This window comes from Achromobacter pestifer, from assembly GCF_013267355.1.
Taxonomy (GTDB): domain Bacteria; phylum Pseudomonadota; class Gammaproteobacteria; order Burkholderiales; family Burkholderiaceae_B; genus Achromobacter; species Achromobacter pestifer_A.
The window spans coordinates 4460366-4474814 of the sequence record NZ_CP053985.1; the positions used below are offsets into that span (position 1 = coordinate 4460366).

A 14449-nucleotide genomic window follows, 5' to 3' on the forward strand; every position below is an offset into this window, starting at 1 on the left:
ATGAGCATGAAGAAACTGGCGCGCAAACTCTGGACCGGCCGTTCCTCCCGCGAGGTGCAGCAGTCCCTGTTCCGCAGGCGGCCGCTCTTCGAGGCGCTGGAGCGCCGTTATCTCATGTCGGCCGAACTGCTGGTGCCGCCGCCTCCGCCCACGAGCGACCAGGCTCCCGTGGTGGCGCCCGCCGACCCCGCGGCCGGCGCCCAGGGCAAGAAGCCCAGCGCGCCCGGCTCGCATCCCTATCTGGTGGAACGGGCTGCCTTCAAGGCCGTCACGCAGCACAGCGAGATGCTGACGCTGGAGCAGTACGCCAAGGCCAACGCCACGCGCCAGGGCGACGCCAAGGCCTGGCTGCCTGGGCAGGAGTCCAGCCAGCCCAAGCCGGCCGCGAATATCCCCGGCTACACCACGAACTCCGAACAGACGCCGGTGCGCCAGATCATCTTCGTGGATCCGGCGGTGGACAATGCCGAGCAGATTGTCCAGGGCCTGTACGGCCTGATCAGCGGTAAGACGGAAGGCCTGGACGGGTTGGCCAGGCCCACCGGCGATGGCCCGCAATTGCAGGTGCTGCGCAGCCACGACACCGAGATCATCGTGCTGGATGGCCGCTATGACGGCGTGGACCAGATTACGCAGGTGCTGGGCCAGCACCGGGACCTGGCCGCGGTGCAGATCATGAGCCACGGCAGCGTGGGATCCCTGACGCTGGGCACGGCCACCCTGGGTTCGGGCCAGCTGGATGCCTACAAGAACCAGTTGCGCGCCTGGGGCGACGCCATGTCGGAAGATGGCGACATCCTGCTCTACGGCTGCAACGTGGCGGCCGGCCGCGGCGGCATCGCCTTCGTCGACAGCCTCGCGGCCATCACGCGCGCCGACGTGGCGGCGGCCACCCACACGGTGGGCAGCGCCGCGTTGGGCGGCGACTGGGCGCTGGATTACCGCAACGGCGTGATCGATGCCAACACGGTGACGGTTGCCAGCTGGAACGGCGTGATGGCCAGCGCTGCCGGCCTGCAAAGCGGCGGCTCGACCCTGCAGGGTGTGGCGGTCAATGACCATTTGATCGGCTACGGCAGCAATAACACATTCGTGTTCGACAACAATTCGACCGCGGCGGTGACGACGATCGAAGTGCGCCAGGGAATGAAGCTGGAGAACGGCGTCTGGGTGCGCAACGAAGACGACGACAACAGCAACAACACGCTGGATTTCTCGGGCATCCGCGGCAACGTCACGGCTCTCATCAGCAACAACGATGCCTACCAGATCACATACTCGACGGTCGACGCTGGCAACAATTGGACCCAGCGCGTCGTCAACGTGGTGTTCAAGTCCGCCGATGGCTCGCAAAGCCTGAAGATCGGCGACAAGACCTTCAACCTGATCGGCACGGCCCAGAGCGGCAAGACGATACTGGACTACAGCGGCTATGCCACCGGCGTGACGGTGGACCTGTCCGGCCCCACGGCGGACTCCAATGGCGAAGAGATTCCGCCGCCGCCGCCGACCGGGTTCGGCTATGTGCGGGCGATCAGCGGCGTCAAGGGTTCCACGCAAGGCGGCAACAGGATTACCGTGGTGGGCGACACCACGGTCACAATCAACAGCTCGCAAGACATCATCAAGGGTAGCGGCGGCGGCAACACCTACATCGCCGCCGGCGGCACCTTCGGTTTCAACCTGACCCAGCAGGCCGGCCAAAGCGGCAACACACTGGACCTTTCCCAATTCGGTGCAGACGTCACGGCTCGCGTGCAGACCGGCGGGGGCATCAGCGTTTTCATGGGCGCGGGCCTGGCGGCCGACGCAAGTGTCAACGGCCTGACGACCGCGCTGGTCAGCAATCTCGACGTGCAGATGTTCTTCGGCGTGGCGGGCAAGACCACGCTGGATTATTCGGCCTATGAAGACAACGTCACCGTCAACCTGAACTTCCAGGACGGCAATACCGGCCTTTACGACGCCAGTGGCCTGGCGGGCGTGCTGAACATCAGCAACGTCATCGGCGCGGGCGGCGAGTACGGCAACGACATCGTCGGCAGCCTGGGCGACAACATCATCACCGTGGCCAATAGCCGCGGCCAGAACCGCATCAGCGGCGGCGGTGGCAACGATCTGGTGATCGGCAACCTGGCCGTGGGCGGCGCAACCGAATACATCGCGGGCCTGGAAAGCGACGCCCTGCTCAGTGGCGACAAGACCTGGGCCACGTTGACGAATACGCAGCCGGGCGCGGGCAGCGCGACCACGGTGACCCTGCGCGGCGTGAACGCCGTAACCTTGCAGGACTACCGCACCATCGACGCCGCGGCTGCGGCGGGCAGCAGCAATCACGCCGCCACCAGCGTCACGCTGGACGGCTCGAATTACCGTGGCGACCTGACCCTGATCGGCAGCGCCGGCGCCAACGTTTTGCGCGGCGGATTGGGCCACAACGTTTTTACCGGCTACCAGGGTGCGAACGAACTGTGGGCGCAGGCCGGCGCACTCAGCAACACGCTGGATGAAAACGGTCAGTGGAACTACACCCTGACCAACACGCAGCTATCGACGAGCTACGCTTCCGACGGCACGCCCTTGGGTACCGGGCTGCCGGTCCCGACCTTGAGCAACTCGCTGCATGGCACTTTCAGCGACGCGCGACTGAACGGCGGCCTGGGTTCGACGTTGATAGACGCGTCGGCCTTCAGTGGCAATACCGTGCTGGTCAGCGGCCTGATGGCGGGCGGCGTGATCCGCGCGGGCTCGGGCGACAACACCCGGCACCAGATCATGCTGCTGGGCGGCCGTTACGGTGTTTATGGCGGCGTGGGAGCCAATGCGACCACCGAACTGGCGGTGGCGGCCGACGGCCTGACCGGCACGGACGGCACGGGATACAAGGCGCAGTTGGATATCAGCGGTGGCGTGGGCTATGTGTCGTTCCAGCAGGCGGGAGCCGCCGGCTGGATCAAGCGGACGTCCGACGAGACCCAGGCCACGGCATCGACGTATGCCGGCATCACCAGTGTGCGCGTCATCGGCGGCGAGTATGGCAACTGGATCGATACCTCCAGGTTCGCCGGGACGGCGGTGCTGGACGGCACTGCGGGGCTGTCCAACTATTTCATCATCAGCAACGCCTACGCCACCCAGGTGATCGGGTCCGCGGGGGCGAACACGATAGAGCTGTCCACGGGCGGCAAGAGCGTGGCCCTGGACAACAGCCAGGTGAAGATCGGCTCGGTCGGGGCGCAGATCGGCAGCGCCTACACCAACGTCAACGACTTCCGCTTCGTGGTGGAAGGCAGCAGCGCCAACACGGTGGACACCACGGCCTACACGGGCGTGACCACGCGGACCTACCTGTCGAATCTGACCTCGGGCTACACGCCGGCGGAAGGGCCGGCGCTGGCGTTCCTGTTTCCCAACCACGCCAACGCGCGGGTCGACGTCGGCCTGGAAGGCGTGCGTACCATCCAGGATCTGCTCGACGCCATCGGCGCCGGCATCATGGTCAACGCGGCGGGCGAGCCGCTGCGCATCGCGGTCGGCGGGTCCAATGCCGGCAAGCTGATTCCGGCCAGCGACAGCACCACGCCCTGGGATTATCTCTACGCGCTGACGGCCAGCCTGGACGCGCAGGGGCGCCTCCAGATCGGCTACAGCCAGGCCGCGATCGCGGCCGGCTTCTCCGGTGTGTTCTCGCTGGCCCCTGGCATGCAGACGGCGCTGAATGCCGACGGCACGGTGTCGAACTCCACGGTCAGCCTGTCGGACGCAGCCTACAAGCTGGGCCTGATCGCCCAGGGCCAGGTGCAAAGCAGCTCCGACGGCGCCGGTATCCTGACCGGCGCGGCGCTCGCCATCGGCCATCAGACGCAGTTCGTGCTGGCGGGTTCCAACTCGGCCATCCGCTCGGGCGGCGGCGACAATACGTTCGTCGTGAATTACGGCCAGCCTGCCCTGAACACCGGCGTCGGCAACAGCATCGCCACGCAAGCGGGGGCGCGCAACAGCCTGTTGGTCAGTACCAGTGTCGGCGCGGTGCTGTCGAATGGCAACGTGCATTACGTCGACGGTGGCTCAAATGCGAGCCTGGTGACGTTCGCGGGCGCGCTGTTCTCGGACGCCACGGTCATCGCCACCAACACCAGCGGCGCGACCACGCTGGACGCCAGCGCCTGGACCCCGGCCGTCACACTGGCCACCCGCGGCGGCTATGACACGCTCAAGGGCAATACCAACAATGTGTCGTTCGTGGTGACGCAGCCGGCGGACACCGCCGGCGGCAGCGTGACCGTGACGTTGGCGTCCAACAGCGGCAGCGGCAACAGCCTGCAGGTCATGGCGCTGGGCGGCAGCGCCGCCTTGTCGAACCTGATCTCCACCACCGGCACCATCGCCGGGGTGACGCTGGGCGCGAACACGGACAAGCTGGACTACGTGCTGGACATCGGTAGCGGCACGCTGGATCAGGCGCTGACGGTCGGCGGCCGCAACGTGATCATCCGCGGCCAGTCGTATTCGGTGCTGCAGAACATCACGCTGGATGCGGGCTACGCCCTGCGTCTGGAAGGCGAGAAAATCACCGTCGGCGCCAGCAGCGGCGCCAACATCGTGCTGGCGGCCGGCGCGGTCGAACTGGCCGCGCAGCGCTACCGTCCGTGGCGCAGCGCGGTGGCCCAGATCTACAAGCTGGATGCCGCCATCACGATCAACAACGCGACCTTGTGGGCCAAGGATACGGGCGGATCCGGCGTCAGCCTGACCAGCAAGATCGACAGCAAGGACTACGACCTGGATCCGCTGATCAAGAACGGCGCGAACCAGGGCGGCGTGCTGGGCACGCTGGCGAGCGGCGTGAACTCGGCCTTCGACGCCTTGCTGAAGTTCCTGGACGGCGCCGGCGCCATGGCGGCCTGGGCCGGCATCGAATACAACTCGTCGATCAAGGTCGGCACGCAGGCGCGCCTGGTGTCCAACGGCGATGTGACCATCACGTCCACCACGTCGGCCACGGTCAAGCTGAGCCCGCTGGTCGCCAAGATCGCCGGCATCGCCGTGGGCGTGCTGCAGAACAAGTCCACCATCGATGTGCAGGGCACGGTGATCGCGTCCCGCGCGATCACGATCAAGTCCGACCTGACCAACGAGATGGAGATCGGGTTGCTGCCGGGCCACGTGGGCGCGGTGCCGGCGGTGATAGGCGTGGGCGTGGCGGTGATCATCAGCGAATCCACCGTGCACATAGGCACGGGCGCGAGGCTGGAAACGGGTCTGCTGCATACCGCCAATCCGGACACCGGCACCGTCAGCGGCGTGGGCGGAGACGTCACGATCCAGGCGCTGACCAGCCACAAGAGCACGATTTCCATAACCGCCGCCGGCGCGATGGCCGAAAGCGACGACACCAAGCCGGTGACCGGCGCCGACGGCAAGATCGATCCGTCCAAGGAGACGGGCAAGTACAAGGCCGGCTACGCCAAGGTCGGCGTGGCGGTGGGCTTTGCGTACAACCGACTGACCACCGAAGCCTATATGGACGGCACGGTGGTGACGCGCAATGCGGGCAAGGTGACCGTCGAGGCCCGGGCGCAGGACGCCGGCAGCGCGATCGCCGTCAAGACCATCCTGGGCGGCCGCGCGGCCACCGGCAGTGACTTCCTTACGGCGGCGCAGACCGAGGCCAAGAACGCAGCCATCGCCAAGACCGTCAGTCCCGTCGTGGGCGGCGCCGTGAGCGGCCTCGGGACGGGCGTGCAGTACGTCAAGAGCTTCTTCGGCGCGCTGGTGTCGGAAAGCCGGGGCGGCAAGTTCGGCGACAAGATCAAGCAGATCAAGCAGGAGAAGGATTTCGCGGACCGCGCCGAATACGATTCGGACATCCAGAAGGAAATCGACAATCCGTCCACCGAGTTCCAGATCGGCGCGGCGCTGGGCATGTCGATGAACAACATCACCACGACCTCCCGCATCGGCAACGGCGTGACGGCTGCCACGGTCAGCACCGCGGGCGGCGACGTCACCGTCAACGCGCAGACGCAATACAACACCCGGCTCACCATCATGAGCGGGGTGGACGACCAGGCGATTGCCGACAAGCAGGCGTTCCTGAACAAAAAGAACAACCTGACGACCAATCAGCCCGAGCGTGCGGCTGGCCCGGACGGTTCCGATTTCGGCGCGGCGGCGGCCGTGGTCATCGGCATCGACGACGTCGCGACGCGAGCGACCGTCAACCCGCTGGCCACCATCACCACCCAGGGCGGCGACGTGGCGGTCACCGCCAGCACCCTGAACCAGATCGACCCGAAGAAGCTGTGGCTGGTCAATCTGTACGCCCCGTTCGACGGCATCAACACCAAGTGGAACGATGCCGACGGCACCAAGGCCAAGGCAGAGGTCGCGGGCAAGGCGGCCGCGTCCTTCCTGAACAATCTGCAGGCCACGCTGACCAGCACGGGCGGCATCTCGTCCAGCTTCAGCAGCTGGGCCAGCGCCACGGCCAAGAGCAAGAAGCTGGCCCTGTCCGGCGCGTTCACGGTGCTGGTGCAGGACACCAAGACGCAGGCGCAGGTGGCGGGCAAGATCAATACCACCTTGTCCGGCGGTACGGCGGGCGATGTGACAGTCCAGGCGGAGAACTCCTCGCAGCGCCTGAACCTGGTCGGCAACATCATCCTGCCGTCGATTTCCCTGGGCGGGGCCAAGTCGCTCCAGCAGGCCGCTCCCCGTGGCCCGTCCGAGAGCCGCTTCAGCTATGGCAAGGACCGGGTCAAGGGCTTCCTGACTCCGAAATTCCAGGGTTTCGATTACGGCAGCAGCTCCAAGGAAGGGTCGGCCATTGGCGTGTCGGTGTACGTCAACGCGGCCAAGCACGAAACCCGTGCGGTGGTCAGCGACACGGCCGAGATCAACTCGGGCAAGTTGACGGTCGATGCGGACAATGAACTGATTTCGGTGACGCTGGGCGCATCGGGCGGCCAGGCCAAGACCCTGGCGCTCAACGGTGTGGTGCTGGTCAATTCCACCAGCGCGACCACCCTGGCGCAGGTCGGCCGGGGCGCGCGGATCGCGGCCGCGGGCGCGGCGGACATCCAGGCGACGGACGCGACCTGGGTCGGCACGGTGGCGGGCGCCGCCGCCGGATCGCAGGCCGTGGGCGTGGGCATGAGCGTGTCCATCAATGACGTCAACCGCTGGACGCAGGCCCTGATCGGCGACACGCTGCGCGTGGCCGATGGCGCGCCCACGGGCTTGCCGGTAGGCTCGTTCTCGGCGGCTTCGCTGACGATCCGGGCGGAGAACAAGGGCTTCGTCGGCAATCTGGCCGTGGCGGGTTCGCGTGTGTCCAGCCCGGTGGCCGGCGCGGGCGGCGGCGCGGGGGCGGGCGCCGGCGGCACGGGCGGCGCGGGAGGCACGGGCACCAGCATCGATGACATCAAGCTGCCCAAGGGCCAGGGCGATCCCGCGCCTGCGCCGAGCACGAATCTGGGCGACAAGCTGGAAGGCCTGAGCGGCCAGGCCACGCAACTGACGCAGGACGCGGGCGCGGCGCCGGGTAGCCCAGCGCCAGGAGGCGGCGCCGCCAGCCAGCAGTCCAAGACGGGCGTGGCGATTTCCGGTGCCGTGGCCGTGAACATGGTCAACGACTTCGCGCAGGGCTATGTGAATGCGGCCGGCATGACGATCACGATAGGCGGAGACGCCAAGATCGAGGCGCTGAACGGCACCCATGGTCTGGCGCTGTCGGGTTCGGCCGCGCTGGCGCAATCGGATACGGCCAAGTCCAATGTGGCTGTCGCGGGTGCGTACAGCATGAACATGCTGGGCGGCGAGGCGCGCGCCCAGGTGCTGGCCGTGGGCGAACTGGTGGTGGCGGCGGATCTGGCGCTGGCGGCGCGACGCACAGGCGTGGCTGTGACCATCGCCGCCGGCATGGCGGGTGCCAAGGGGCAGAAGGGCGTGGCGGTGGCCGGTTCGGCCGCTGTCGGCTTGGCGGACTACGCCAACATCGCGCTGCTGGGCAATGCGGCCAAGGTCAGCGCGCGCGATGTGACGCTGGAGGCCCGCGACCTGAGCGTGCTGGCCACGGTGGCGGGCGCGGTCGCCAGTTCGGACGGCAAGGCGGGCGTGGGCGCGGCGGTCGCGGTCAATGTCAGCACCAGCAAGGTCGAGGCGGGCATCCACCAGGTGACCGAGCTGCTGTACACGGGCCGTGTCGATGTGTCGGCGGAATCGACCCAGGTCGCGGTGGGCTTCGCGGGCGCGCTCGGCGCGGCGCGCGATGGTACGGGCGTGGGCGGATCGGTATCCGTCAACGTCATGTCCAACCGCGTCGAAAGCTATCTGGTCAACAGCAAGGTCGTCTACAACGGCGCGGCCAGCGGCAGCCACGACGTCACCGTGCGGGCGCAGGACAAGACCACGCTGGTCGCGGTCACCGGCGCCGCGGGCGTAGGCAAGAAGGCGGGCGTGGGCATCGCCGTCAGCTACAACGAGATCGGCAACGCCGTCATGGCCGGCATCCAGGGTTCGACCGTGGATACCGGCGGGCATGGCGCGGTAAAGGTCAGCGCCAAAGATACCTCCTCCCTGGGTGGGGGCGCGGTCGGCGTGGGCGTGGGCATGGGCGAGGCGAAGTTCGCGGGCGCGGGCTCGGTGCAGGTCAACCGCGTCGGCTCCGCCGTGGCGGCCTATGTGCTGCCCAGCCGCGACATCAACGGCGCGGTCACGGCGCGCAGCCGCATCGACGCCTCGTCGCTGACGGTCGAGGCGACCGAGAACAATACGCTGGTCGCGGTGACGGGCGGGGTCGCGGTCACGGCCGGCGGCTCGGTGGCCGTGGGCGCGTCGGTCAGCGTCAACGAGTTCAGCTCGCGCACCAGTGCGCTGGTCGAGCATGCGGATGTGGACGTTACCGGCAAGGTGGACGTATCGGCGCATTCGTCGCCGTTGCTGGTATCGGTGGGGGCGGCGGGCGCATTGTCCAAGAAGTTCGCGCTGGCCGGCGCAGTCAACGTCAACATGATGCGCGCGGCCACCGAGGCCCGCATCGGCGACAGCACCGTCAAGGCCGGCAGCCGGGCAGGCTTCACGGGCGACGCCGTGCGCGTCAATGCCTCGGACGCCTCGGCGCTCTACGCCATCACGGTGGCGGGCGCGATCGCGACCCAGGGCGCGGCGGTGGGACTGGCCGTGGCTGTCAATATCATGGGCGGCAACACGGCTTTCGACCGCAATCTGCTGGCCTTCGATAACACGACGCTGGCCGATTCGGGCGCGGCCGTCACCACGGTGGGCGTGGCCGACAACGGCGGCGCCGCCGCCAATCCCAAGGTCGCGGCCTCCATCCTGCGCAGCGACGTGCATGCGGTGCAGGGCAACGTCAACGTATTCGCCGGCTTGGTGGACCCCATGGCCGCGGGCGGCAATGCCCAGCTCAACGGCGGTGGCCAGTTGCCGGTGGGCGACGGCGATATCCGCGTGGACCAGGGCGGCAGCACGCTGACCTTCACCGGTCAAGCTGCGGCCGTCATCAACGGCACCAAGGACGACAGCGGCAACGCCGGCATGCCGGCGCCAGCCGGCGCCACGGGCGGCGAGTTCTCGGGTTGGCAGACCGGCGATGGCGTCTACCTGAGTTCGGGCGCGGGCAACATCACGCTGGCCAACGGCACGGCCTTGCGCAACGACCGCGTGTATTACGTGATCCGGCGCGAAGCCCCCAACGGCCAGGCCATCATCCAGCTGGCGGACACCCAGGAAGACGCGCTGCGCGGCAAGGCGCTGCAATTCGGCAGCGTGGCCAACCTGTCCGCCATAGGCTTCGCGCATGTGCGCATGCAGGAGGCCACCAGCGTCAACCTGCAGCCCTTCCACGGCGTGGACGCCGGCGTGACGGTGAACGCCGCCACCCATACGCTGACCCTGGTGCAGCCGTTCGCGGGCGTGCAGGAAGGCTCGGCCATCGTCTACAGCGGCTCTGTCGGCGGCAACGGCCAGATCGAGGACGTGCTGGCCAATCGCATCCTGGCCCAGGGCAAGGATGTGCTGAAGGTCGGCGTGACCTACTACGTGTTCAACCTGAGCGCAGACCAGCGCTCGTTCCAGCTGCGCGACGGCCAGGGCAACCTGGTTGATTTCAGCGGCGCGGCCGTGGGCGGCGCCTTGCAGCGCTTCAGCGTCAACAATCCGGCGGGTGCGGCCCTGAACCCGGACGGCAGCCTGACGCTGCCCAAGGCCCATGGCCTGGCCACGGGCGACAAGGTGGTCGTCAACCTGGCGGCAAACGGCGTGCTGACGGGCCTGTCCAATGACCACGTCTATGTGGTCGAAGTCGTCAACAGCACCACGCTGCGCTTCAAGGACGTGAACGGCGCGCCGGTGGCGCTGGGGGCGCAGGGTTACGTGTCGGAGTTCAACGCCGGCACCAAGCGTTACGAGTATTTCCTGGCGGACGCCAACGGCGTCAAGCAGCTGGACGCGCAGAACAAGCCGATTTCGGTCAACCCGGACGCGATGATCGCGTTCACGCAGGTGGCCCTGGTGCGCCAGACTTCGCAGACCTCGACCAGCACGGGCAGCGACGGCACCCAGAACACCAGCATCACCCAGGGCACGCCGACCGACGCGACGCTGTCGGCTTCTGCGGCCCAGAGCCAGGTCATAGGCGAAAACAGCTTCTCGTTCGCCAGCGACGCGGGCCTGGCCACGGGCGACGTGGTCATCTACCGCAGCCAGGGCGCGAACATCGCCGGCCTGGTCGATGGCCAGCGCTACTACGTGATCAACGCCTCGCAAGGCGGCGCCTTCCGCTATCAGCTGGCGAGCTCGCTGGAAAATGCCCGCGACGGCATCGCCATGAAGCTGGGCGCGGCCACGGGCGCGGGCGGCATCAGCCTGCAGAAGGCGGTGGACCGCATCACGTCCGGCGGCCTGATCTCGCTGGACATCGGTTCGCTGACGCAGGGCCATGCGCTGAGCAACAGCATGCTGAGCATCACGGTGGCCGGCGCGGGCGGCAAGTCGCTCGGCGGCGCGGGCGCCGTGGGCGTGAACATCTCGCGCTCCGAGGTCAGCGCCATCATCGACAACACGGGCGCGGCGGCCGGACAGAAGGTGCGGGCCGAGGCTGGCGCGGTGTCGGTGTCGGCGCAGGACGCCAGCCGCATCGTGACGGCCACGGGCGCGCTGGGCATCTCCCTCACCCAGGGAGCATCGGCCGCCATCGGCGCGTCCGTGAGCGTGGCGGACATGCGCAACGATGTGCGCGCGGCGATCGCGCAGGCGAGCGTCGAGGCCCAGGCCGTGCAGGTGCGCGCAGAAGAGCGCGCCAGCATCTACAACGTCTCCGTTGGTCTGGCCGGCGGCGCGGGCGTGGCGGTCAGCGGATCGCTGGCCGTCAACACGATCAAGAACACGGTGCATGCGCAGATCCGCGACTCGTCGGTGACGGCGACCTCGGGCGATATCCGCATCGCGGCGCGCGACGTCGCCAGCATTGCGGCGCTGGCCGGCAATGTGGCGGTATCCGTGGGCGGCCGGGTGGCCGCCGGCATGGCGTTCGCGGTCAACCAGATCTTCGATACGGTGTACGCGGGCGCGCTGCGTTCTTCCCTGTCGGCCACGGGCGATATCGTGGCGCTGGCCACCTTTGCCAAGCCCGATGACCTGTCGCCGGGGTTGAACGCGCAGATTTCGGCCATGGCGGTCAGCGGCGCGGTCGCGGCCGGCGGGTCCGGCGCCAATGTGGGTTTTGGCGGATCGGCTGTCCTGAACTGGATTGCCAATAGCATCAAGGCTGAGATCGGCGAGACCGCGGCCGGGCAGGACATCACGGCTGGCGGCGACATCGTGGTCCAAGCCAGCGATGAATCCACCATCAACAGCCTGGCTGGCGCGGTGGCGTTGGGGCTGGGATCGCAGGGCGCGAGCGTCGCGGTGGGCGCCAGCCTGTCCTACAACTATCTGGGCGGCGCGCCCGCGGGCAACGCGCGCGAGCATTCGATTTCGGCGCAGATCCGCGACACGCAGGGCGCTGTGCGCGGCGCGCACGTGCAGGTAGCCTCGCTCTTCAAGGGGCAGATTCATAACGTGACCGTGGCGGGCAGCGTGGCCGTGGGCACGGCGGCGGTGTCGGTGGGCGGCGCGGTGTCGGTGAACCGCCTGAACAGCAAGAACGAGGCCGGCATCCGCAACGCGCGCCTGGTCGAGGCGCTGTCGGCGGGCGGTGCGCCGGGCGTGGCCGTGCAGGCGCGCGACGACGGCTACGTGCTGGCCGTGGCTGGCGGTCTGGGCGTGGCGGTGTCGCCGGGCAGCGGCGCGGGCATCGCGGCCGGCGTGTCGGCTACCCACAATGCCGTCAACAACCAGACCCGGGCCTATATCGATGGCAGCAGCGCCGGCAACGGCAACCTGAACACGGCCATAGGGTCGGCGCATGGCATCGCGGTGGACGCGATCAACGAATCGCGCATCGTGTCGGTATCGATAGGCGTCGCGGCGGCAGTCGCCGTGGGGCAAGGATTCGCCGGGGCGGGCGCCGGCGCGGGCAGCGGCAATACCATCGGCGGATCGGTGGAGGCCACGCTGAAGAATGTGGTGCCGCTGAACAATGGATACATCGCCGGAGACGTACGCGTCAACGCCGAAAACACGGGCAGCATCGTGACGGTCGCAGGCGCTTTGGCGGTGGCTGTTTCCGCCGGCGGCATGGGCGCGGGCGCGTCGGTGGGCGTGTCGGTGGCGATCAGTGAAATCAGCACGACGGTGCGTGCGCTGGTCGAAAACGCCGTGATCTGGACGAATGGCGCGGGTCAGGGTGTAACGGTATTGGCGTCGGACCGGGCCACGATCACGGCCATCGCAGTTGGCGGCGCGGTCAGTGTGCAGGCCGGCAGCGCAGGCGTGGCGATCGCGGTTGGCACCAGCGTCGCGGTCAACAAGGTTTTCAATACGGTGCACGCCAATATCCGGGGCGGCAACATCCAGACGGCAGGAGCCGGGCTGTCCGTCAGGGCGAGCCAGCAGGCCGACATTCTGTCGGTGGTGTTGGGCGCCTCGGTGGCGGTGTCGGTGGGCGACAGCGCCAATGCAGCCATTGGCGGAGGTGGCGCGCTGGCACGCAATGTCATCTCGGCCAGCGTGCAGGCGGGTATCTCGGATGCATTCATCAGCACCGAGGGCTCGGGCGGCGCGAAGGGCGCGCTCGATGTGCAAGCGCTGGGCCTGTCGCAGATCAACGCGGTGGTGCTAGGCATGTCCGCGTCTGTCTCGGTCAGCCACTACGCCGCGGCTTCGGCATCCGTCGGCGTGGCGATGGCCGAGAACGTCATCGGCTACGAGGTCAACAGCGCCGGCCAGGTGGTCGCGCTGGGCGCGGGCCGTCCGGCCAATGAAATCGCGGCGTCGATCGACCGCAGCACCGTGACCGCGGGCGCGGTCACGGTGAACGCCGGTAATGTGAAATTCAAGGCCGACGGCAGCGTCGACCGGCAGCAAGGCATAGACGCCGTGGTGGTGGCGGGCGCGGTGGCGGTATCGGTGGCCTACGCACCGCCCATCGTCGACGGCGCCAGTCTGGCGGTGTCGGGCGCGGGCGCGGGCGCGCGGGCGGTCAACAAGATCAAGACCGCCATCACCGCCCGCATCACCGACCAGAACCAGACCCATGCCTGGAACGCGGCCAGTGTGTCCGTCATGGCGACGGATCAGTCGCGCATCGATAGCACGATCGCCGCGGTGGCGATCTCCGTGGCGGTGTCGCTGGGCGCGACCGCGTCGCTGTCGGTGGCTGTGTCGCTGGCCCAGAACGAGATCGCCAACGACACGCTGGCCAAGGTGGACGGCGTGAATTTCACCGGCGCTCCGGTGATCGCCGTCAAGGCCGACAGCAAGGCCGACATCCATACCGTTGCGGTGGCGGTGTCGATCGCGGCCGGCGTCAGCCTGGGCGGAATTTCGCTGGCGGGCGGAGGCGCCGATGCGCGCAACGTGATCGGCTCGTCCGCCGTGGCGATCATGGAAAACTCGCGCGTCAGCGGCGATGGCGCCAATGCGCTGACGATAGACGCCGACATGAGCGGCACCATCAAGGCCACGGTAGTGGTCGCCAGCGTGGCCTTCACGGTCGCGGGCGGATCGCTGGCCATTGGCGCTTCGCTGGCCGAGAATGAGATCACGCAGGCGGCAGGCGCGCGCGCCAGCCTCGTCAACACCCGCGTGTTCCACCTGGGCGCCATCAACGTCACTGCCGATACCGTGCAGACGCTGGAAGCGGTAGTGGTGGCTGGCGCCGTGGGGATTGCGTACCAAGGGGCGGCGCTCGCCGCAGCCGGATCATCGGCCTACAACACCTCTCGCGCCGTCACGCGCGCCGAGGTCAACGGCCTGACGCAGGTCGACCCCAACGTACGGGGCGCGGCAAGCCTGAGCATCAGGGCGTCGAACCAGTCCACGCTCA

1 protein-coding gene (only partly in view) is annotated in these 14449 nt (G+C 68.1%); it reads left to right on the forward strand.

Features of this window, described 5'->3' with window-relative positions; translation table 11 throughout:
* Positions 1-14449 carry the 5' end (the start) of a DUF4347 domain-containing protein gene (locus FOC84_RS21355; protein WP_173146192.1) on the forward strand. Its footprint extends 19028 nt past the window's final position, so only the first 14449 of its 33477 coding nucleotides appear in the window; its start codon is at positions 1-3; the stop codon falls past the right edge of the window.